The organism is Flavobacterium limi (genome assembly GCF_010645075.1).
Lineage (GTDB): Bacteria > Bacteroidota > Bacteroidia > Flavobacteriales > Flavobacteriaceae > Flavobacterium > Flavobacterium limi.
Map to the genome: position 1 here is coordinate 63,240 of NZ_JAADZV010000013.1, position 23,472 is coordinate 86,711.

Below are 23,472 nucleotides of genomic sequence, written 5' to 3' on the forward strand. Positions count from 1 at the left end.
AATAATATATATGTACCTGTTTATTGTATTAAAATGGTAATTCTGAAACAATTTGAAAAAATTATATAAAAAATACTTCTATAATGAGAATATATTTACATCCCATCCAATTAATCGAGAAAATACAAGTATAAAACAAGTTAGATCATGATATATGACTATGAAGAAAATTGACACTTTAGTCCTAATCGCAAGACGATATCCTACCGGACTGATTCCTACTTTTTAGGTGCGTATATTTTTTAATTGCGGGCTATTCTATATCCGCTCATTGGGATCCTCTCAATGTTTCCTCTCCAGGAAAAATATACATCTGAAAAAAGCCTTGAAATAAAATTTAATTAAAACTTGATTTTGATATCAGCATTTTTTATATGCCGCCACTAGTTGGGAGGCTGTCGCATGTACAGCAAACAAATAAAAATCGCTCATTAAAAAATTTAAGCCATGAACACCCCTGCTACAGATATAGAACTAATCAGTCCTCAGTTTCCTGTTGTTGCCATAGGAACAGCTGCATCGGAAATTGATACATTAATAAAAATTATTTCTTCTTTGCCCGAAAATTCCGGGATGACCTTCTTAATTTTTGAAGACCTTTCGCTGCCACAGCATGAAAACCTGACTACTCTTCTTGCCACAGAGGCAAAAATTCCAGTTCAGGAAATTGTCAGTACAGTAGAACTGCATGTAGATAATATTTATGTGATTCCCAATAATAATTTTCTTGTAATGGAAAATGGTGAACTCATTATAAAGGCGAATAACCGAAGCAACCGTACCACTAATTTTCTGGATTTATTCTATAATTCAATTGCCCACAAATATGGGACTTATGCCATAGGTTTGCTTCTTTACTGGCCAACTCTCGACGGATCTGCTGGTTTAAAAAAAATAAAGGAAATGGGTGGTGCCGCTGTTTCTGCTGTAACCAAAACAGGTTTTGCACTGAACAAGTCGACTCATGAATTTATTGATTATTTCACAACACCAGAAAAAACGGCTCCTACCCTTTTGGAGATCAGAAGCAGTTATATAGTTAATCACGCTTATCAGCAAGAGGAAAATATAGTTGATCAGGACAGTATTTTTGAGAGTATCATAAATGTAATTGTACGTAGAAAAGGAACTAACTTTCATCATTATAAAAATCAGACTCTCCGAAGAAGAATTGCCAAAAGAATGGTAATTACTAAACAGGAAACTGCCGAGCGTTACTTGTCCCTTCTTAAAAATAATCCTGCTGAACAAGAACTACTGTTTAGTGATATTCTGATTCCGGTTACTTATTTTTTCAGGGATATTCAGTTTTTTGAAAGTTTGTCAACTATTGTATTTCCTTCTCTGATAGAAAATTTACATGGCAATGAACTGAGAATCTGGTCTGCGGGATGTGCCACCGGCGAAGAAGTATACTCGCTTGCAATATGTCTGGACGAATATCTTGAAAAGACAGGCAACAAACAAATTACAGTAAAAATATTTGCCTCTGACCTTTTGCCCAGATGTATTGAGAAAGCACGAACCGGGATTTATACCCACCAAGATTTGAAAAATATTGATGAAGCCAGAATTAATAAATATTTCGTAAAAAGGGAAAGCGGTTATCATGTCAATAATATTATACGTGACAATTGCGTGTTTTCTGTTCATGATCTGACACAGGATTTTCCATTTTCTAAAATTGATTTTATAATATGCCGAAATGTTTTAATTTATTTTGACAGTGAACTGCAGAACCAGATATTGGCCTCTTTTCATTATGCACTTCGGGAAAATGGTTTTTTATTTCTTGGAAAAGCGGAATCTGCATATAGTGCCCAGAGTTTTTTTGAAGCTGTTGAAAAAAAAGAAAAAATATACCTGCGCAGAAATTCAGAAAGCCACTTCCACCCCTATATACAGTTGACCGGCGATCATCATATCAAAAATAAAATAGATACATATAGCCAGAATACAGGCGAAAAAAAATTTAGAAAAATTGTCGCAGACATTCTGTTAGAACAATATACTCCGGCAGCAGTCCTTATCCGTGAAGATTTTGAAATTGTACACTTTCATGGTGACACAAGCCAATTTTTTCAACAGCCATCCGGACGGCCTACATTTAACGTCTTAAATATGGTGCATGAGGAACTTCGTTTTGCTCTTGAAAATACAATCCTGAAATCGCGAAGCGACAAAAAAAACTTCAAGGTAGAAAACATCAAAGTCAAACATCAGAATTTTGCCACTTCGTTTGAGGCTGTTTATCTTCCTTCTGATACTGAATTACTGCTGATTATTTTTTATCCCAGACCATTACGAAAATCAACAACTGATGGGGATGAAAAAAACAATTCAAAGGAACTGGTTTTGCTTCAGGAAGATTTCAGGCAGCTAAGTGAGGAACACCAGATTTATTTTGAAGAACTCCGAACAACCAACGAAGAATTATTAAGACGTACCGATGAATTGCAGCTTTTAAACGAACAGCTTGAAACCGCTGCCGAGGAACTCCGTTCTAATAATAAAGAGCTTTCTTTTACAAATGATGAATTACGTGACCGTCGCAGTGAACTCTGGTCAATGCGTAATTTTTATGAATCCATTGTGAAAACAATTAAAGAGCCGCTTCTTATTATCGATAAAAATTTTATTGTTCATAGTGCCAACCCGGCTTTTTACAGTTATTTCAGGATGAAAGAAGGTAATACGGAAGGATTTTCAATATTAGATATTGGTAATTCTCAATGGAATACTGATGAGTTGAAAGAAAACATACTAAAAAAGATTAGTCGTAGTGAGCCTGTAGAAAACATAAAAGTACAGTTTGATGCCAATGGCAGAAAAAAAACGATGCTGGTCACGGCTGCGACAATCAATGAGTCAATTCCGGAAAACCTCATCCTACTAGCTTTTGAAGACATCACCGACCTGGAAGAGGCTAATGAAATCTTAACAGCTAAAAACATTGAGCTCCAACAGCACAGCAAAGCGCTTGAATCTTTTACCGCGGCAGCAAGTCACAATCTGCTGGATCCCGTGCGAAAGATTTATATGTTTGGAAAAAAAGTAATTGATAGCGAAAAATCCTTAACCGAAACAGAGAGACACAATCTTAATCGTTTGTTGAGTACCGCAGCAAACCTGAATCAGTTGATGGAAGATCTAATTAGTTACTCCAAAATTAACTTTCAGGAAAGGAAATTCAAAAAAACAGACTTAAACAGCATCTTAAAAAAAGCTATTAATGACCTGAAGCCTTCTATCAATGAAAAAAAAGCCATTATTGAAACCGATAACCTTCCTCCATTGCGTATCATACCACTTCAGATTCAGGTATTATTTATGCATTTGATTTCAAATGCCGTTAAATACTGCAAACCCGATATTCGTCCTGAAGTAAGAGTTGCTGCCAGCATTCCCGAGCCGGATGAATTTAAGAAGCTTAGAGCGGATGCATCCACCGAGTACATTAAAATATCGGTGAGCGATAATGGTAGTGGATTCGATAAGGAATTTGAAACTCTTGTGTTTGATCCTTTCTATAAATTACAGGGCAATGACCAACGATACGGTACAGGATTGGGCTTAGCTCTTGCAAAACAGATTATATCCAATCATAAAGGCTATATAAGTGCTTCGAGCTCACCCGGTGTAGGAACGACAATTCATATCTACCTTCCTCTTGAAGTCTCTTTTGCAGATGTTTACAGTAAAAATTAATCTTTAAACGGGCATCCATAAAATAGGTACGAATCCTATAAAATTTAGGAAACATGTTATAAGTACATTTTAGTATGTCATCATACATTGCATTAAATACACTATTCATTTTAAATTTAAGTAACATGGACGATAAATCAAAAACCGGAAAAAGCGACGATTCGCGTATTAATGTAAATGAAAGCTATGAACTGCAATATTGGTCAGAAAAATTCAATATCACAGCAGAGGAGCTTAAAGAGGCTGTACGCGAAGCAGGTTCCCTGGCAGCAGATGTTGAAAAGCACTTAAAACAAAAAACTTAATTATTATGCCTTGGTATAACGGGGATTATCCTCCCTCCTATAAAAATCAGCCAATCGCCGTACGCGAAAAAGGTGTAGAAATCGCCAACGCTCTGCTTACAGAAGGAGCCGAAGAAGGGGTTGCAATTGCAACAGGCCTTAAACAGGCACGTTTACTGCTTGAAAATCACAGTGATCAGCATGCGTTGGAGCCTTCTGACCTGTATGTTAATCAGTTAAAAATAATGATACTGCAAAAGATGATCACCCAAATGATGCATAGATATGCTGAAAGCTTCTAAAAAATAAGTCCGTTCAATTTAAATGTCTGATCATGGCAAAAACGCAAAAACCGCGGCATAATAGAGAGAAAATCGGTGAAGATCCGGCATTAGAGGAGCTTTTGAAAAAAGGCATCAACGTTAAAATTCCTTCCAAAATTAAACCTATGCTGGCGACGCTTGTCGATGAGCCATTTGATAATTCAAAATGGATTATGAGGAAAAGTGGGATTGATACCGCGCTATTGGCTATATCAACGATAGCAATGTCGAACTTTTGTCGCGCAATAATAAATCCTTTATCGAAAAATATTATCCTATTGCAGAGCAATTGAAAAAATGGTCTATTGACGCTGTCATCGATGGCGAAATTATGGTTATAAAGGAAACAGAACCGCCGGGTTTTAGCGCTTTGCAAAACTGGCGCAGCGAAGCCGACGGTTATCTCGCTTGTTTTTTATGTTTGTGATTTGCTGTGGGTACAATGGAACTAATAAAATGGAATTGCCGGTCTTTGAACGCCAGGCAATTCTTAAAGCAATCCTGATAAACTGACTATTGGTAATAGATCTTGATCCCGACCAAAACACTTTTGAACAGGTAACACAGGCAGCTTGGGAAGTTAAAAATATATTTGATGTGATAGGCATTAAAGGTTTTGGTAAAACTTCAGGTTCAACCGAAATCCATATGTATATTCCCCTTACCGCCCAATACACTTATGATCAGTCACAGCTTTTTGCCAAATTAATTGTGAGCATGGTTCCCAAAAGACTTCCTGAATTTACCAGTATGGAGCGCCAGATAAAAAATAGGGCAGGTAAAATATATCTTGATTTTTACAGAACTGACCCGGAGCAACTATTGATTGACCGTATTCATTGCGCCCTAAGCCTGGAGCTACTGTCTCTATGCCATTACAACTGGGACGAAGTTAAAAAAAGGACTTCAGATGAAAGATTTCACTATTAAAAATGTCACACAAAGGTGCGGGAACATGGTGATGTTTTTCAAGAAACATTTGGAAGGTATCGATATGTCTGTGGCACTTCAAAAAGCACAAAGTCTTAAAAAACTATTTTTAAATGCTACTTTCCAAAATTCCATAAACTAAAAAAGCTGTCTTGAGACAGCTTTTTTTAATTACGGTGTTTCCGCTCTCCTCATTACTCCGTTACCAATTGCCAATAAACCGAAAAGCAAGTGAGGCAGAAATACTGTCCCTGAAAAGTTTAGCAGCCAGGGTGACGCAGCGAGAAAAATCCCAATGATAACCTCCAACAATAAGTGAATCCTTAAAGGCAAAATTCTAAATATACCTGCTTCATACTTTGTTATAATATTATGCAACAGTAACGTGCCGCCAGCAGCGTATAATGTAATACCCCCTGCAGAATTTGAATTTATCGAAAAAAGTAATGGGCACACTACTAAGAGCCCTCCTACTATATAATCCATTACACTATGGATATTGGTACTTAACAATTTCATTATATTTAAACTTTAATAATACTATTTAACTCCTTGCTACGACAGCTTCTCACTTTTATCAGCAGATGGACTCATGACAGCTACAACAGCCACGGCTACTAATAGTGCCCCAATGGTCAACTTAGTAAAAAAAGCTTTTTTATTATATTTCCAGTCCGACTTCATCCCAATTTCCTTCGGGATATTTGGAATGTATCCTTTGGAAAAGTCTTCTAAAATTCCTTCGGCTACCTGTATTCGATCAGCAAGTACAAGGGGAAGCCAGCGTCCGTAGCTTGATTCACTATATTGGTAGGCTAATCGTCTGATCATACCGCTGAGGCCCGAAGGTGGACGCGCTGTTCCATATACAGCGGTAATATTTGGCCTCTCAACTGACTGCAGTATTTCAACTGTTTCTTCCTGCTGCTGGGGACGCTCCCAAACATATCCTTCATGCTCTGCATTATTACGCTTCTTTATTGGATAGGTGGGATCATTTGATGGATTGATGTCTATACCCCATCCTTTTATATGGCTATATTTGCCCATTCTGTCATTTCTAAAATCTTGAGGGCTGGTTTGATCTGTCATCATATCGAAATATTTTAAGTTATTGATTTGCGGAAGGAGGAATTAAAACCGCCTTTATACAATTGTCTAGTTTGGAAGAAAAGATATGGTAAGCATCCGACACTTCTTCCAACGGAACTTTATGTGTTATAAGACCTTTAGGATCGAGTACTCCAGACTCCACATGTTCGATTAATCGAGGCAACAACCTTTTGACAGAAGCCTGATTGGCACGTATGGTAATACCTTTGTTAACTACGTTTCCTATTGGAATGAGGCTGTCAATTGGACCGTATACACCTACGATTGAAACGATTCCTCCCTTTTTGACTCCATTGATTGCCCAATGCAACGCAGTTGTTGAGCCTCCCTGCAAAAGCATGCGTCGGCCTGTAAGAGTGTTGACCGCATTGCCAGCTGCTTCACAACCTACTGCGTCAATGCACACATCCGCGCCTAGAGAATCAGTGATTGTTTTAAGGAAAACGACCGGATCGCCGATTGAGTTGAAATTAAATGCTTCACATTGAGCATACTTTTCGGCAAACTCCAGACGATAATCAATATGATCAATAATAATCACACGACCAGCACCAAAAAGCCAGGAACATTTTGCTGCCATTATTCCGATTGGTCCTGCGCCAAATACAACTACAGTATCACCTGGCTGTATACCTCCCATCTCGGCGGCCTGATAACCAGTAGGAACAACATCAGTGAGCAGCACTGCATCATCGGCATGCATCCATTCTGGTATTACAACAGGCCCAACATCTGCATAGGGTACTCTTACATACTCTGCCTGTCCCCCATTATATCCACCGGCTGTATGGGAATATCCAAATATTCCTCCCACCGCAGTTGCACCGGGGTTAGATTCATGGCAGTTGCCATAAAGTTCCTGACGGCAAAAGGCGCATTTACCACATGCGATATTAAAAGGCACCATTACCCGGTCGCCAGTTTTAAGATTTTGTATCGCACTTCCGACATCAACAATCTCACCTATAAATTCGTGTCCAAAGGTAGATCCTACACGAGTGTCAGGTACTAGTCCATGGTACAGGTGAAGATCTGAGCCGCAAATACAGGAGCGTAGTACTTTGACTATTGCATCCTGCGGATGCAATATTTCAGGATACGGCATATCATAATCCGCACGGACCCTGTGAGGCCCTCTATAGTTCATTGCCAGCATAATTTTAGTTTTTAAAGTTAAACTTGATTTTTGAATTAATCTCAACACGTAATACCGAGAAGAAACAGCAATTTATGTAAGCAGAGTGGTTGCTAATTATATTTTTTTAATCAAGAATTACAAAATTACCCTATTACTCACTGATTATTAATAATATATAATTCATACTATAAGAATCTATTATTTAGTTTCTAGAAATTCTATAACATAAATGATTTGACATGTAAGCGGTTACGCTGAAATTATTTGAAGTTTGACTAGCAATCCAAAAAATGGATGTATTTAACTATTCACTAAAACATTATGTTATGAAGATTATTGACACAAAAACCCACGGATATATGGATTATATTATGGGTATCTTTTTAATTGCATGCCCTTCTTTATTTGATTTAGGTCATGAAACAGTCCAGGGCATTGTTTTCTATGCTGCCGGCGCTGCAGCGGTAGTCTATAGTATACTGACCAACTATGAACTTGGACTGGTGAAAATTATTCCGATGAAAATCCATCTTACGCTTGATTTCCTTTCAGGTGTATTTCTTGCCACATCACCATGGCTGTTTGGTTTTGCCGAAACAGTGTATGGACCCCACCTTACACTGGGCATAATTGAGATATTGGTAAGTATCCTGACAAGTCATAAAATTACAAGGGAAGTAGAAGTTTAGAAGCCATTTTCATTTTTAAATCTAAAGATAATGATAAATCAAAAATTGGTCAAAGGCAAAAAATCCAGCCAAAACATCTTAGTTGTTATTTCGCTTTTATATGCCACAAGCGGATATTCGTGCATAAACTGCAATCCAGAAGTTGGCCGGGCAATTAGCACCAGCTTTTGGAATAATCCCCTACTGCTTTTGGGTTTTGTAGTGTTAGCATTTGTGGTAACAGGCCTCTCTATCATTGCTTTGAATAAACCTGACCCGTATAAGAAAAACTCCAGTCTTGCTTTGCATTCTCCCAAAACACCTCTGACTGCTGCAAGTATGGTTCTCGGAATTGGTATTGGAGGATTTATCGACGGAATCGTGTTACATCAGATCCTGCAATGGCACGAAATGTTGTCCAATAAAATTGCACCTGTAACTGTTATTACGAAAAATACGAATATGTTCTGGGATGGGATTTTCCATCTGTTCACACTCGTGGTCACAATTATCGGAATATGGTTGCTATGGAAAGTACTACAACGGAAATACACTTCAAAATTCCATCGACTACTAACTGGAGGAATGCTTTTGGGATGGGCTATCTTTAACCTGCTTGAAGGAATTCTTAATCACCATATTTTAAAGCTTCATAATGTGAGGGAGTTTAGCACTGCTCAGGATTGGTGGAACTACGGATTTTTATTTTTTAGTGTGCTGCTGCTGCTTGCAGGTATTATGCAGGTATCGCGTCCAATACCGTCAGATGATCTTTGATACTGTTTAATAAAATTAATTCAACTTACAAATGCAAAAAAGCCTGTTATCCATAACAGGCTTTTTTGCAAAAGTAACATCAATTACTTTCCTTGTTGCTAAAGAACTACCTGAGCCAGCACCGTCATTTGACTTCGTATCGGTTCCAGTTGCATCAGTACCAGTACCAGTGCCTTCCGAACCTGTCCGTGTTTTCCGGTTCCTACTGCTCTACCGGTTCCGTTTACGTTGTACTATCTGTCGGAGTTCCACGCCAATATGGTAATTGTGTAATCAATGCCTTAAATCATGAAAATAACCCATTCATTGTAATCTTAGTTTTGATCTCAAATAACACTGCTTAAAAAAATTTGAAATAAGAGTTATGCGCTTGAATAAAACTTAAATAACTATAATTAAAATACTCATAATCCGTCAATTACTTTCTATATTTTTTGCTGCCAGAAACCTGAAGTACTTTTGTAGGAATATCGAATTATACTGAATTGCAGGTATAAAAACTTAAACAATTATACATCAACCAATGCAGCCTGAAAGCTATAAGATTAGTTAATAGCCGGAATGGCCTATAAAATTAAACATCATGATGAACAATTTAAAACAACAACAAAAAATAAACAGACCCGCTGAGTCAGGCACTGTGAATCAAAACAAATCCCAATATGATATGATCGTATTCTGCCACTTGCGATGGCAGTTTGTATACCAGAGACCACAGCACATTATCAGTCGCATGGCTAAATCAATGAAGGTCTTATTTATAGAAGAACCAATAGATGATCATCAAAACAGAGAGTTTGGTAATCTGATTGTTGTAAATGACAATCTCCATGTTCTACAACTTAATGTAAGTGACATTGCATCAATTGCAGATATTATTTCGTCTTATGTGTCCCATAAAAATATTCCGATTGGCTGGTTTTATTCAGCATCATTCTGTCCACTTCTGGATTATTTTGAATTTGATACGATTGTTTATGATTGCATGGATGAGCTGTCGCTGTTCAAAGGTGCTCCTGAACAACTTATTAATCAGGAAAAATACCTAATGGCTAATGCAGATATCATATTTACCGGAGGTAAATCCTTGTACGAATCAAAAAAACAATTTAATAACAATGTTTACTGTTTCCCTAGTTCAGTAGATGAGCCGCATTTTGCAAAGGCTCTTAACGGAATTAGCCTTCCCGATGACATTTCTCCTTTACCATCTCCTGTCGTCGGTTATTATGGCGTAATTGATGAAAGAATTGACTTAGAGCTACTGCGCAAAACTGCTGAACAACTGCCTGATGTATCCTTTGTAATGATAGGTCCGCTGGCTAAGATTCACGAATCAGAGCTTCCCAAGGCAGCTAATATCCATTATCTTGGTATGAAATCCTACGATGAATTACCACATTATCTTAAAGCATTTGACATTGCTATGATGCCTTTTGCTCTGAACGACGCCACAAAATTTATAAGCCCGACCAAAACGCTGGAATATATGGCCGCCAGAAAGCCAATCATTTCTACCCGTATTATCGATGTAGTGCGTGACTACGATCATTGTGTAAGCCTGATAGAAAATACTGAAGAGTTTACCAATTCAATTGCTTTTCTCTGCGACGATACAGATCTCACAGGTATGGAAAACGACTATGTTATGATATTAGAAAAAACCTCCTGGGACACTACTGCACGTGAAATGGAAAGTATTATTAAACTATTTGCCAAATGAAACACATCGACATTTTAATTATTGGCGCTGGTATTTCCGGAGCCGTATTAGCAGAGCGCTATGCATCTATCGGAAAAAAGGTGCTGATTATTGAAAAACGCAACCATATTGCAGGCAACTGCTATGACTATACAGACGATAACGGAATATTGGTATCGAAGTATGGGGCACATTTGTTTCATACCAATGAAGAACAGGTCTGGAATTACGTCAATACGTTCTCTGACTGGTATTCGTGGGAGCATAAGGTCATTGCCAGGGTTGATGATAAAACCGTTCCAATTCCTGTGAATATAACTACTGTAAATAAACTATTTGATGCTAGCATCACCAATGAAGAACAAATGAAAAATTGGCTGGAAGAAAATCGCGAGCCATTTGAGAAACCTGCCAATGGTGAGGAAGCCGTCTTAAATCGTGTAGGATTGGTATTGTACGAGAAAATGTTCAAGCATTATACCAAAAAGCAATGGGACAAGTACCCTGCTGAACTTGATGCTTCGGTTCTGGATCGAATTCCCGTGCGCACCAACTATGATGATCGTTATTTTTCGGATATCTTTCAGGCGCTTCCTGTTGGTGGCTACACACAATTGTTTGAAAATATGCTGGATCATCCGAACATTGATATTTTATTGGAAACAGATTATTTCGATGTTAAGCATCAATACAAAGGATACGAAAAATTGTTTTACACCGGACCTGTAGACCGTTTCTTTGAATTTAGGCACAGTCTAATTGAAAAACTGGAATACCGCTCAATCAACTTTGTCAGTGAAACAGTTGATGCAGAATTTTTTCAGGAAAATTCGGTAGTAAATTATCCGGGTACCGAAGTCGATTTCACCCGCATCATCGAGTATAAACATTTTGGAAATCAGATATCTGATAAAACTACGGTAGTAAAAGAATTTACTGTTGATCAAGGAGAACCGTACTACCCAGTGCCCAATCCTAAAAATCAGGAGATCTATGCACGATATAAGGCTGAAGCCGATAAGCTAACCGACGTCTATTTTGTGGGAAGACTCGCAAATTATAAATATTTTAATATGGATCAGGCGTTTAAAAACGCCCTGGATTTATTTCATCAGCTGGAAAAAGACAGTGAATTCAAAACCGCAGTATAAATGGACCATTTTACTACTTTTTTTATGGGAGGATTCGAATGTGCAGATCACATCAACCGTTCTGGTGAAAGGGTCAGTCTTTTAAAAGAAACCCAGCATGATCTACGTTTTGCTGAAGATTATAAATTACTGGATGAAATAAGAATCAAAACGGTTCGTGAAGGAATATGCTGGAGCGATGTAGAAATCGCTCCCGGCAAATTTGATTTTTCACAAATACTTAGCCGCATGCAAATTGCACAAAAGCAAGGTGTACAGCAGATTTGGGATTTGGTGCATTTTGGTTACCCGGATGGAATTTATCCAACGCATCCTCATTTCTGTAGGCGGTTTGAAGAGTTGTGCGAAGCATTTGCCCTTTTTCACAAACAACATTCCAACTGTCAGTTATTAGTAGTTCCAATCAATGAAATTAGCTTTTTATCCTGGCATTCCGGCGATGTGCGTGGAACTGTACCTTTTGCTGTTAACAGCGGATGGGATATAAAATATCATCTATGCAAAGCAGCCATCCTGGGGATAAAAAAACTGAAGGAAACAGATCCAAACTGCCTTATTATTCTGGTGGAACCTCTGGTTAAGATACACCCAATAGGTATTGAAGATGTTACAGCGCTAAATGAACATCAATTTCAGGCCATGGACATTATTGCCGGAAGGATGTGTCCTGAACTGGGCGGGTCTGAAGATTTCCTTGAAATACTTGGATTTAATTACTATTGGAACTGCCAATGGAAAGGAAATGGTGAATCGCTTGGGTGGCCCGATACAGCAAAAAAAAGAACGCCTTTTTCAGAATTACTTCAAAATGCTTACAGCCGGTACAAGAAGCCGGTAATCATTTCAGAAACCGGACATATAGGTTCAGGACGCGTTGAATGGCTGGAAGAAATCGCTGCCGAGTGCCTGATTGCAAAAAAAAATGGGGTTGACTTAAGAGGCATCTGCATATACCCCGTAACAGACAGGCCTGACTGGGACAATCTCGCGCAATACAGCAATTGCGGTATATGGGATTTGGACGGAAACAAAAACCGCATTGCACACCAAAGCTATATTGAAGCGGTCCTTAAAGCGCAAAATTCATTTCTTGTCAAAAAAAATATATTAGAACAGTTAGTTGGCCTTTTTAAATAATATTGATAAGGAGCATTGCTTTTTCAATAACATTATCATAAATGGTTACAAATGGGAATGTTTAAATGATATAACAATAAAATTTCGAAACTATGTCATCAAGAATTGTTGAAAAGTGCAGCAAAATAATTAAGGAAAAAGGTTGGAATATAGCCTTTGCCGAGAGTGTTACAGCGGGCAGGATGTGCTTCGAATTTTCGATGACAGAAGATTCCGGAGATATACTGCGCGGTGGAATTGCCTGCTACGAGGTGTTTGTAAAAGAACAGGTTCTCCATGTCCCGCACACTACCATTGAGAAATGCACGCCCGAATCTGCCGAGGTTACCCAAGTGCTGGCACAACAAGCTGCCAAAATTTTCAATACAAAAATAACCGTTGCCGTAACCGGGCTCGCATCACCGGGAGGAAGCGAAACAAGAGAAAAGCCAGTAGGAACAATTTTCTTCTACATTATAACTCCAACTGATAAAATAAAACACAGGGAAATATTTCACGGATCCCCTGAAGAAATTGTTCTTCAGGCAATTGACCGAACCGCAGAACTTATTCTAGTCAACCTTGAGGTATACAACCAATAAGTAAAAAACCTGTGATCTCGAGTTGATTACAGGTTTTTAATTTTAATGAAATACAAAAGTTATTCCTCGTCTTCTTCAGAAGCGTCAAAATTGATTGTGTTATATGCGGCCTCAGTAAGGATGATGTCGGCTTCTTTTTCTTCTTCTAGAGTTTGTTGCAGCAATTTGGCAACTTCTTCTTCTTCCAAAGTAAGGGCAAAGGCAGCAAGGGTTCCATAAGAGGCAATTTCATAATGCTCTATTTTTTGTGAAGCAGCAATAATCCCGGCATCCCTTACTGGACCTTCTTGTGTTTCTTCCATTATTCCCTCGCCTTCTTTGATAAGACCTTCCATAGCTTCGCATTTCTTAGCAACCGCTTTTTGTCCAATCAGCTCAAATACCTGCTCAAGCCTTTGAACTTGTCCTTCTGTTATAGTCAAGTGCTCGTTTATAGCAGTAATCAAATTTTCGGATGTTGCGTTTTTTACCATTTTTGGCAATGCCTTAGTAAGTGCTTTTTCTGCCCAGTAAATGTCTTTAAGCGAATCTACAAATAATTCTCTTAGACCTTCTGCTGCAGTAGATTTTGCTTTAACGTTTTGTCCTTTTGCAGCAGATGTTTTAGCTGGTGCTTTCGCAACACTCGTTTTTGCTGATGCTGTTTTTGCTGAAGTTGCTTTTTTCGTTTGTGTACTTTTCATAATTTTTAATTTAATTAATACAACCAAATCTATTAATACGACTCAAGCGTATTTTACACAATTCTAATAATGTTTTATACAATCAGTGCTTATTTTTTAGAATTCTACAAACTATTCATCATATTATAAAAAGTGATGATAATTTCAAAGTTATTTTTATTTAAGATGACTTTTTATTCAATGTTTGATATGAAATTGTGTAACTATCAGAAAATATTATGTAAGAACGAAGTTTGCAAAGTGAGCAAATTTGAAATAAAATCAAACAATATAAATTGCTCCAAAATTTAATTTTATGATAAATCCTGTTACACCATGGACTGCCACTGCGCAGTCCGACATTCAGAGTGGTATGCTGCTGCACGAAACAGCCCTATCAGATTATAATATTCAGCTTTATAATACCGGTGACTCAATCTGGCTGACTGCAGGCCGCCCAAATGCAGGAAGAATTGCTTACAGGCTGGCTTTTGCAATGAACAGTAATTTTGATGAAGTATCTGTTGATAAGGATAACAGCGATCTAATTTTAATTGCTTTAACCAGATTAGGAAATTATAAGATAAAAGTATCTTTTCCTGAGAGTGAGGTTTCCATCTTTAGATACACCACCACATTTACTGCCTCGTTTCCGATGCTTATTCCGTTTTGGCCGAGAGATATAGTTCCGTTGACCGATGACGGAAAAGTCGAAAATACTGCCGGTATTATTCACGCGCATCAGGTTGGCACACGTTCGGGTTTGCTGTATTTTAGTATGACCAAGCCAAAGAATGGTTCTGTTTTCTATTTTCAAAATCTATCTGCCATGTCTGATTACTGTCATGCATCTGAAACTTCGGTGGCCGAAACCGTCGGTGGCAGCTGGCCCGAAATAGGATTCGAATTTCCTGTTAATAAGGAAAAACCAATTCCGGCCGATGTCGAATTTACAATTTCTGACGCGTTTGTAATTTTAGAAGAGAATGTTGTAAAGCAGGATATCGAAGTTACCACCCAGTTTTTAAAAAATCTGGCAGCAGTTTATACCCTTCTGCCTAAACCTGCCGAGCCCGAATATCGCGACTGGAATCCAATTGTGGAGAATGTTCTAAGTGACCTCCATATGAATAAAGGCTGCTGGACTATGACCAACAGCAATCCGTTTCTTAATGCATATGTAGGCGACTATAACACACCTTCTGAAATCATGGTACAGCTGGCAGTCCTTCTTCCACTGCATGAATATCTGACATGGGCTGGTACAGAACATCCTTTATATAATGATTTAAATAGTGGACTTGCTGATTTTTATGACGAAAGGATAAAGAGTATTGTGAGATGGCATCCTAATCTTGTAGATAATCTGGACAAATCTGAAGAGCAGAAAGAAGATATGGTAATGGACTCCTGGTACCTGCACCATCCCCTTTTGAACCTTTCACGTCTGGCACTTCGCGGCGACAAAGTAGCAAAAGAACTTTTTCTGGGATCTGTTGATTACGCCATTAAAGTGGCGCATGCCTTTGATTATGAATGGCCGGTTTTTTATAAGATGACCACTCTTGAGATTATCAAAGCAGAAACATCACCGGGAAACGGCGGAGAAAAAGATGTTCCGGGATCGTATGCGCATGTTATGCTTATGGCGTATAAACTTACCAATGAAAAACGATTTATTAATGAGGCAATAAAAGCATTAAAAAGCCTTGAAGGTCTTGCTTTTGACATTTTTTATCAGGCCAACAATACAGCATTTACCGCCGGAGCACTGGTAGAATTATATAGAGAAACAAATGATCAGAAATATCTTGATCTGAGTTACAGCTGTCTTGCCGGAATTTTTAAAAATGTTCAGCTTTGGGATTGTAATTATGGTTACGGAAAAAACTTTCCTAATTTCTTCTCTGTTTTTCCGTTAAGTGACGCACCTTATACTGCCGCTTATGAAGAATTTGAAGTATATGCCGCTTTACATCATTATATGGAAGTTACAGAAGGACTTGATATTCTTCCGGCATTAAAAATATTAATTCCGGAGTTTATAAAATATACGGTAACCAGATTGCCTTATTATTATCCGACACTGTTACCGGAGGATATGATTGCCGAAGAGATAAAAACAGGTGAAGTCCAAAAAAAATTATGGGTTCCGCTTGAAGATATACATGACGGCTGGGAAAAATCCGGTGAGGTCGGTCAGGAAGTTTATGGCGCCGGACTTTCTTTCGGAGTTATTCCAAGACAATATTTTAAAATTGAAGAACTCAGTGCAACCGGATATCTCAACTATCCTGCAGTTAAATTTCGCTTTGGTAAAAAAAACATCACGTTTGGTGTATGCGGAGATCCGAAATTAAATGCGATTCTTATGTTTTTCGGAATTACAAAAAGCAACTTATCAAAAGTAAAGGTTGAAATAAAAGTTAATTCTTTATACAAGGAGATTGAACCTAAACCTTATAATCAGTTTGAAATTCCGGGCGGTTCCCGTGCGCGAATAAGCTGGAAATAATCTGCAGCATTTTTTAAATGATAATAAATTCTAATAGTACATATTATGGATAATAAAATGACAGCGGCATTAAAAACCGCAAAAGGCGATTTCTCCATTGCCGAAGTCCCTGTTCCAGAATTGCAAAAACCGGACTGGGTATTGGCACGTGTAAAAGTAGCCGGAATTTGCGGAACCGATCTTCGCCATTGGAAAAAACATGATCCGCATCTTGAATGCAAAATTATGGGACATGAACTAGCCGGCGAAGTCGTAAGTGTAGGTCCTGAAGTAAAAAATGTAAAACCGGGAGACAGGGTCGTTATAGAAACCGTTCTTGGAGACGATACCTGCGAATGGTGCAACATACAACAATATAATTTGTGTCCTGATTTATATAAAGTAAGAATGCAAACTGTATCGCAGGCTTTTGCCCAATACGTAAGTGGTCCGGCTAAAAAATTCTATAAACTTCCTGATCACGTTAGTTATGAAGAAGCTGCACTTCTCGATACATTTTCTGTTGGACTCCATGCGCTGCAATTAAGTGGCCTTAAAATAAATGAGAAAGTAGCCATAATAGGAGCAGGTTCAATAGGATTGGGTCAGCTGCAATTGGCAAAGATAGCCGGTGCCGATGTAATTATTTTTGATATCGTTGATTCTTCACTCGGGCTGGCAAAGGAACTTGGTGCTGACATGGTGGTAAATACCAAAACAGATGAGGGCTATCAGAAACTGATGGAATTTACTAATGGCCGGGGTGCAGATATTACTTTTGAATGTGCGGGAGGAACTGCAATGCAAACAACGCTTCCTGAGGCTGTGTCTTTTACAAGAATTGGCGGTAAAGTTGTTATTGTTGGCGGATTTGATCCCGGTAAAACCATGACCGAATTAGAGTGGCAACGCATTCAAATGGGCGAAATTAAACTAATTCCGAGCGCAAGTTATTCTTTTTGGGATATTTATCCTGAAATGAAGATTTGTCTGGACCTTCTTTCAAAAGGACAGTTAAATGCAAAAAAAATGATTACACATAGTTTTCCAATTGAGCAGATTAATGATGCTTTCATGGTCGCACGTGACAAGGAGCATTCTGAGGCCGTATTTGTAGCGCTTACTATAACATAGATATTCTTCATTACTACAAAAAAAGCTGCCCTCATGAGGACAGCTTTTTTCTTAGCTTAATATTCTAATTCAGAGATTATTAATTACGATTTATCTTCAGAATCATGCCCTGATTGCTTAACAAGCTTATTATAAATTCCCAATAATAAAAATGGAGCTGCCCACTGTCCTACAAACAATGCGTTATGACTCTTTCCAAGACATTTTAAAGTAAGCGATGTTCCCATAGCTGCTAGTGATGCATATAAAAATAGATCAGATGGAATTTTTGAAGTTTGTTCTTCAAGGGCTTTTGCAGTTGCGCCTTCGGTGTTTTGATTTTCTAATAACATAATATATTTTTTTAATTATTAATAACTGGCAAAGTAGGTCATTCAATCAGGTACTGCTTATACTATTTACTATTTAAGTTACACCATTATAAGGATTTAATAAATTTATAAACCTAAAAATTCTACAATGCAGAATGGGAATAAATAAAAACTATGTCAATTTACACCAGATATTGTTTCCGTAGATATATATCGCACTAACTATAATGGGGAATTGATCAGACTATTTTGGACGCAATGTTGACAGAAAGCGCATTGTAATAACTGGCGGCACAACAGGAATCGGAAAAGCAACTGCTGAACTACTTTCGTCTATTGGTGCCCATGTGTTTATTTCTACCTCTTTACTTGAACCATTTCTATATACATTAAGCTGATAATTCTACAATTAAAATCAATGCAGTTATAAATGGATTGTTTTTGCTTTTTCTAAATTTAAAATTCTGCAAAAACAAATACATTATGAAAAGGCACTTAATACATATTGGCACTTCAGGATGGGCTTATAAACATTGGCGTGGCACATTTTATCCTGAAAATTTAAAAGTGAAAGATCATTTTTCATATTATCAAAAATTTTTTAACACGGTCGAAATCAATAATACATTTTATAGAATGCCTGCTGACAAAACTTTACAAGATTGGGAGAGTCACGTTCAGGATGATTTTGTGTATGTTATAAAAGCAAATCGTTTTATTACGCACATGAAAAAATTACATGATCCCCAGAACAGTCTGCTTATATTTATGGAAAAGGTTAAGTTTTTAGAAAAAAAATTAGGTCCTATTCTATTTCAGCTTCCACCCACTCTCCACGTAGACATTAAGCTACTGGAAGATTTTCTAATTACACTTTCAACGAAAAATCGATATGTTTTTGAATTTCGAAGCCAAAGCTGGTATATGCCCGAAGTGTACCAGCTTTTAGAAAAATATAATTGCGCATTTTGCATTTATGAATTAGCCGGACATATTTCACCTATACAAATTACTGCTGATTTTGTATATGTACGATTACACGGTCCGACTGCTGCTAAATATCAGGGCAGTTATTCTGATGAAGTTTTAAAAGAATGGGCTGATCAATGCCTGCAATGGTTAAAAACCAAAGATGTATTTGTGTTTTTTGACAACGACGAAAAAGGGTATGCGCCTTTTAATGCTTTGCAATTGAAAAAGCTAATGAACGGTAAAAGTTCATGAAATTAAAAATAGAGATTATAAAATTGTAAAGTTCATGGAAAAAAATAGTTGATAAATTTTAGCCTTTTACGCTATTCTAGCTCAATTAAGTTTGAGAGTCTTAACAAATCATTTTACTACATTTTAGTAGATTCACTTAGCTGTAGTATTAAACATATATTATTAGCAGTGCAATACGTTATATATTGTTGATCTTTATTTATAATTCAATACCATGAATCAATTATAGAAACTTCACAAACAACTTGATTCATTATTAGAAAATACAGGTTCAAAAGAAAGCCATGCAAGGGGTTTTCTAAACAAACTCGTTCAAAGCCCCGAAAATATATACGGCTTTGTAGTTTTAAAAGGAGTCATAATAGTTTTTCAAAATGTATAGGAAGGTCATTGATACGTTTTCCCGTAGCATGAAAAATAGCGTTAGCTACTGCTGCAGGAATGGCCGTCATCCCTATCTCACCTACTCCCTTTATTCCTAGTTCATTGATTACAGAATCTCGTTCTTCGGCAAAAATCACTTCCATTTGTGGAATATCGGCATGCACAGGTATATGATATTCTCCAAGGTTGGCATTCATATATTTTCCCAAATGCTGGTCTAATAATGTTTCTTCATGCAATGCCTTGCTGATACCCCAGATCATTGATCCCAATATCTGACTTTTTGCTGTTTTGGGGTTGATAATTTTTCCGGCTGCAACTGCTGTGATTGCTCTTGTAACAGAAATAGTTCCCAAGTCTTTGTCTATTTCTAACTCCACAAAAGAAGCACTATGAGTCGCTTTACTAAATTTTCTAATTTTAATTAAGTCCGGGCCACCCAGTTTAGTAACTTTTATTACTTTGTTTTTGTTTGCTCTTATAATTTCATTAAACGAAATAAACACATTCGGCTGGTTTATCTGATGCACCATACCATTTCTAAAAACAATCTCTTCTTCCGGGATTTCTTTAAAAGGCGAATCCGGAATATCTTTTATCTTTTTTATGATCTTTTTCTTTAATTCCTTAACAGCAACGACAATCGCCGCTCCTGTAGAGGCCGTGATGGCAGATCCGCCCTGAAACATGGAAAAAGGCTTTTTGCTGTCTCCATAATAAAATGACACCTCATCTAAAGAAAGTCCCATTTCGTCTGCTGCTATCTGGGTCATAACGGTTAACGTACCTGTCCCAATGTCTGTTGTCGCATTATGTATTTCCAGTTTTCCTTCTTTGGTTAATATAGCCTCCGCTCTTGCCGGAAACTGATAAGCATCCCATATTCCGGTTGCCATTCCCCAGCCTACCAGCTTGTTTCCTCTTATGGTACTAGCGGGTTTCGGATTTCTTAGATTCCATCCAAATTTTTCTGCTCCTTTTTCATAACACTGCCTTAATTCCTTACTGGTAAAAGGTTTTTGTGTTGAGGGATCTATATCGGAGTAATTTCTTAAACGAAACTCAAGCGGATCAATATTTAATTTATAAGCCAGTTCATCCATAATACATTCGATAGCGTGCATTCCCGAGACACCACCCGGAGCGCGCATATCAATTGGCGTGGCGAGATCGAGCGGCGCCAGTTTATATTCAAATAATGTATTAGCCGCCGGATATAGTTTATGACTCCACGGAACCAATATCTCATTATAATCTTCATATTTGGATGTTTCTCCAACAGCACTGTGGTTCATTGCTGTAATTTTTCCCTCGGTATTGGCTCCAAACCGAAGCGACTGAACAACCTGCGGACGATGTCCGAAGGAAAACATCTGTTTTCTTTCTAATACAACCCTCACATTTCTTTTGAGTTCCAATGCCGCCAGAACGCAAAGAAACAATTGGTACTGAGGTCGTAAACCAGAACCAAAGGCACCACCCACATAGGGCGCCAGCACCCGTACATTTTTATATTTTAAGCCAAAAACATTGGCTACATACAATTGGTTATTGATTGTCCCTTGCGTTTTATCGTATATGGTCAACTTCCCTTCCCCTTCATAGACTGTTGTAGTTGCATATAATTCCATTGGATTATGATGTTCAGTAGCATGAAGGAAATCACCAGAAGCTTGGAATGGAGCGTTTTTGTATGCTTTTTCAAAATCACCTTTTGGCTTTGGCGGCGGTGGCTTGAGAGGAGTCGACATTCCTTTTTTTGGATTACGTGCCTTTTCAAGATTCTGGGTTAATAATGTATCAAAAGGTTCTTCTTCAAAAACAAATTTAAGTAAGGTCGATGCGTAACGTGCGGTTTCAAAATCTTCTGCCACTATTAGTGCAATCGGCTGTCCATTGTACCTTATTTTATTATCGCTCAGCGGCTTGAAAACAGTTCCCGGTGGTGCGTCCATGTCGGCATATTGCAAGTCAAACCACGCAAGACCTGGGCGGTTTTCATGAGTAAATACCTTAACTACACCTGCGAGTTCCAGCACTGCAGATACATCTACACTCAATATCTTTCCTTTTGTTATGGTACTGTTTACCACGTAACCATAAAGCAAATCCGGGGCAGCATATTCTGCTGCATATTTGGCATTTCCTGTCACTTTTTCAAAACCTTCAAGCCTGCTTACAGGTTTTCCAACTAAGAGTTTATTTTCCATTTCGTGATCTTTAATAAGTTAAAGTGACGGACCAGCTCCCGGTCTCTGTGTTTCAGGATTGAGTGCCATCATACAGGCGCGTACAATTGCACGACGGGCAAGTGGAATCTTAAAATCGTTCTCTCCTCTGCCTTGCGCCCCAAAAAGAACATTTTCTGCCGCTATTAAGAAGTTATCTGCTGTGGCTGTTTTTCCTTTAAGAAATTCTTCGGCTTCTGTATTACGCCATGGTTTATGCGCGACACCGCCTAAGGCTATTCTGGCTTTTTTAATTTCATTTCCATCCATTTCAAAAGCTGCTGCGACGGAAACCAATGCAAAAGCATAAGAATGCCGGTCACGAAGTTTGAGATAGGTATAGTGTTTATACAAATGATTCGACGGAAGATCAATTGAAGTAATCATTTCATCTTGCTGCAAGGTATTATCGAGGTGAGGCATATCGCCCGGAAGACGATGAAATTCTGCAAAAGGAATACTTCTGCTTCCGTTTGGTCCCATAACATTAACAACGGCCTCCAAAGCAGCCAATGCCACACACATGTCTGAAGGAAAAACAGCAATGCAGTGCTCACTATTACCTAATATAGCATGCATGCGATTACGGCCATTTAAAGCCGGACATCCCGATCCGGGTACACGCTTGTTACAGGGAACATCGGGGTCATAAAAATAATAGCAGCGGGTGCGCTGTAAAAGATTGCCTCCATCAGTAGCCATATTCCGAATCTGCGCCGAAGCACCAGCTAAAATTGCTTTAGATAATAGGGGATATTTTTTTTCAATTACAGGATGATAGGCAGTAGCAGCATTTTTGACAAGGGCGCCTAATCTTACACCTCCGTCTTCGAGTTCCTGAATTGTCCTTAGTTCATCAATTCCATTGATATCGACAAGCAACTCTGGGTTTGTTATATTATATTTCCAAAGATCAATTATGTTTGTTCCTCCTGCTATAAAGGCAGCGTTTTCATTTGAATTGACTGCTTCTAACGCTGTAGTGACGGTAATCTCTTTTTTATATTGAAAATTATTCATGATCTCCTCCTTTCTTTACTTCCATAATCGCATCGATTATTCCTGCATTTGCACCGCAACGGCAAAGGTTACCGCTCATGAGCTCTTTTACTTCTTCCCGGGTTTGTGCTTTACCTTCCGTAAGCATTCCCAAAGCACTGCATATCTGGCCCGGCGTACAATATCCACATTGGAAGGCATCATGTTCAATAAAAGCTTTTTGAAGCGGATGAAGTTCAGAACCATTTGCTACACCTTCTATCGTTGTGATTTCGCTGCCGTTTTTCATAACCGCAAGCGAAAGACAGCTCAGAATTCGTTGTCCATCGCAAATGACAGTACAGGCACCGCACTGTCCATGATCACAGCCTTTTTTTGTCCCTGTGAGCTTGAGTCTGTCGCGCAATGCATCGAGTAAAGAAACCCAAGGCAATATTTCTAATTCATAATCTTTACGATTGACGGTGAGCATAATGCTCCATAACGGGCTTGATCTCATAATCACTTGAATTTCAATACTGACA

At 38.2% G+C, this 23,472-nt stretch carries 22 protein-coding genes; 14 read left to right on the forward strand and 8 right to left on the reverse strand.

The features are described 5' to 3' along the window. The first annotated feature begins 447 nt into the window (after positions 1–447). From GXM16_RS20795 to ligD, 5 genes are all read left to right on the forward strand, one after another. Positions 448–3,708, forward strand: coding sequence for a CheR family methyltransferase (locus GXM16_RS20795; RefSeq protein ID WP_163396423.1), 3,261 nt, complete (start codon positions 448–450; stop codon positions 3,706–3,708). Between the two features lie 125 nt (positions 3,709–3,833). Then, positions 3,834–4,013 (forward strand): DUF3606 domain-containing protein, encoded by a 180-nt coding sequence (locus tag GXM16_RS20800; RefSeq protein ID WP_163396424.1) that lies wholly within the window; start codon positions 3,834–3,836, stop codon positions 4,011–4,013. 5 nt (positions 4,014–4,018) lie between these two features. Next, the gene (locus tag GXM16_RS20805; RefSeq protein ID WP_163396361.1) at positions 4,019–4,294 is read left to right on the forward strand and encodes a DUF2188 domain-containing protein; all 276 of its coding nucleotides are present in this window, start codon (positions 4,019–4,021) and stop codon (positions 4,292–4,294) included. Positions 4,295–4,326: 32 nt separating this feature from the next. Beyond that, positions 4,327–4,608, forward strand: a complete 282-nt coding sequence (locus GXM16_RS20810) for a hypothetical protein (RefSeq protein WP_163396425.1) — start codon at positions 4,327–4,329, stop codon at positions 4,606–4,608. Positions 4,609–4,831: 223 nt separating this feature from the next. Further along, positions 4,832–5,245: a non-homologous end-joining DNA ligase LigD gene (gene ligD, locus GXM16_RS20815; RefSeq protein WP_163396426.1), complete on the forward strand. Its 414-nt coding sequence runs from the start codon at positions 4,832–4,834 to the stop codon at positions 5,243–5,245. A 171-nt stretch (positions 5,246–5,416) separates the two neighbouring features. Here the strand turns inward: ligD and GXM16_RS23105 are convergent, their stop codons facing one another. The 3 genes from GXM16_RS23105 to GXM16_RS20830 are packed head-to-tail and all read right to left on the reverse strand — an operon-like array spanning position 5,417 to position 7,514. Further along, the gene (locus GXM16_RS23105) at positions 5,417–5,764 is read right to left on the reverse strand and encodes an SPW repeat domain-containing protein (RefSeq protein ID WP_373285447.1); all 348 of its coding nucleotides are present in this window, start codon (positions 5,762–5,764) and stop codon (positions 5,417–5,419) included. A 36-nt stretch (positions 5,765–5,800) separates the two neighbouring features. Continuing rightward, entirely contained in the window at positions 5,801–6,340 is a 540-nt protein-coding gene (locus GXM16_RS20825; RefSeq protein WP_163396428.1) for a hypothetical protein, read from the reverse strand. A 16-nt stretch (positions 6,341–6,356) separates the two neighbouring features. Next, positions 6,357–7,514 carry a zinc-dependent alcohol dehydrogenase gene (locus GXM16_RS20830; protein ID WP_163396429.1) on the reverse strand — a complete coding sequence of 386 codons (1,158 nt, stop codon included), beginning with the start codon at positions 7,512–7,514 and terminating at the stop codon, positions 6,357–6,359. Between the two features lie 308 nt (positions 7,515–7,822). Here GXM16_RS20830 and GXM16_RS20835 point away from each other — a divergent pair, with 308 nt between their 5' ends. The 6 genes from GXM16_RS20835 to GXM16_RS20860 all read left to right on the forward strand — a co-directional run bounded on the left by GXM16_RS20835 (position 7,823) and on the right by GXM16_RS20860 (position 13,512). Next, a complete protein-coding gene (locus tag GXM16_RS20835; protein ID WP_163396430.1) occupies positions 7,823–8,185 on the forward strand; it encodes an SPW repeat domain-containing protein in 363 nt (120 codons plus the stop codon). A 213-nt stretch (positions 8,186–8,398) separates the two neighbouring features. After that, the gene (locus tag GXM16_RS20840) at positions 8,399–8,941 is read left to right on the forward strand and encodes a DUF2243 domain-containing protein (RefSeq protein WP_208797404.1); all 543 of its coding nucleotides are present in this window, start codon (positions 8,399–8,401) and stop codon (positions 8,939–8,941) included. A 583-nt stretch (positions 8,942–9,524) separates the two neighbouring features. After that, positions 9,525–10,664: a glycosyltransferase gene (locus GXM16_RS20845; protein ID WP_163396431.1), complete on the forward strand. Its 1,140-nt coding sequence runs from the start codon at positions 9,525–9,527 to the stop codon at positions 10,662–10,664. Then, a complete protein-coding gene (glf, locus tag GXM16_RS20850) occupies positions 10,661–11,794 on the forward strand; it encodes a UDP-galactopyranose mutase (protein ID WP_163396432.1) in 1,134 nt (377 codons plus the stop codon). The genes GXM16_RS20845 and glf overlap by 4 nt, the downstream gene beginning before the upstream one ends. After that, positions 11,795–12,931, forward strand: coding sequence for a hypothetical protein (locus GXM16_RS20855; RefSeq protein ID WP_163396433.1), 1,137 nt, complete (start codon positions 11,795–11,797; stop codon positions 12,929–12,931). A 92-nt stretch (positions 12,932–13,023) separates the two neighbouring features. After that, entirely contained in the window at positions 13,024–13,512 is a 489-nt protein-coding gene (locus GXM16_RS20860; RefSeq protein WP_163396434.1) for a CinA family protein, read from the forward strand. Positions 13,513–13,571: 59 nt separating this feature from the next. Here GXM16_RS20860 and GXM16_RS20865 read toward each other — a convergent pair whose 3' ends face one another. Next, positions 13,572–14,195, reverse strand: coding sequence for a YciE/YciF ferroxidase family protein (locus tag GXM16_RS20865; protein WP_163396435.1), 624 nt, complete (start codon positions 14,193–14,195; stop codon positions 13,572–13,574). A 295-nt stretch (positions 14,196–14,490) separates the two neighbouring features. On the opposite strand from GXM16_RS20865, the gene GXM16_RS20870 reads away from it, so the two are divergent. Beyond that, on the forward strand, positions 14,491–16,689 hold the full coding sequence (locus tag GXM16_RS20870) for a hypothetical protein (RefSeq protein WP_163396436.1): 2,199 nt from the start codon (positions 14,491–14,493) through the stop codon (positions 16,687–16,689). Between the two features lie 45 nt (positions 16,690–16,734). Beyond that, positions 16,735–17,802, forward strand: a complete 1,068-nt coding sequence (locus GXM16_RS20875) for a zinc-dependent alcohol dehydrogenase (protein WP_163396437.1) — start codon at positions 16,735–16,737, stop codon at positions 17,800–17,802. Between the two features lie 83 nt (positions 17,803–17,885). Here GXM16_RS20875 and GXM16_RS20880 read toward each other — a convergent pair whose 3' ends face one another. Further along, positions 17,886–18,134, reverse strand: a complete 249-nt coding sequence (locus tag GXM16_RS20880) for a hypothetical protein (protein ID WP_188726563.1) — start codon at positions 18,132–18,134, stop codon at positions 17,886–17,888. 462 nt (positions 18,135–18,596) lie between these two features. Here GXM16_RS20880 and GXM16_RS20885 point away from each other — a divergent pair, with 462 nt between their 5' ends. After that, entirely contained in the window at positions 18,597–19,337 is a 741-nt protein-coding gene (locus tag GXM16_RS20885; RefSeq protein ID WP_163396438.1) for a DUF72 domain-containing protein, read from the forward strand. 356 nt (positions 19,338–19,693) lie between these two features. Here GXM16_RS20885 and GXM16_RS20890 read toward each other — a convergent pair whose 3' ends face one another. From GXM16_RS20890 to GXM16_RS20900, 3 genes are read right to left on the reverse strand one after another with little or no spacing between them, the layout of a single operon-like run. Next, on the reverse strand, positions 19,694–21,931 hold the full coding sequence (locus tag GXM16_RS20890; RefSeq protein ID WP_163396439.1) for a xanthine dehydrogenase family protein molybdopterin-binding subunit: 2,238 nt from the start codon (positions 21,929–21,931) through the stop codon (positions 19,694–19,696). Between the two features lie 18 nt (positions 21,932–21,949). Continuing rightward, complete coding sequence (locus tag GXM16_RS20895) at positions 21,950–22,969, reverse strand: FAD binding domain-containing protein (RefSeq protein ID WP_163396440.1); 1,020 nt, start codon at positions 22,967–22,969, stop codon at positions 21,950–21,952. Then, positions 22,962–23,447, reverse strand: a complete 486-nt coding sequence (locus GXM16_RS20900) for a (2Fe-2S)-binding protein (RefSeq protein ID WP_163396441.1) — start codon at positions 23,445–23,447, stop codon at positions 22,962–22,964. Before GXM16_RS20900 ends, GXM16_RS20895 begins: the two co-directional genes overlap by 8 nt. Positions 23,448–23,472: the final 25 nt, after the last annotated feature.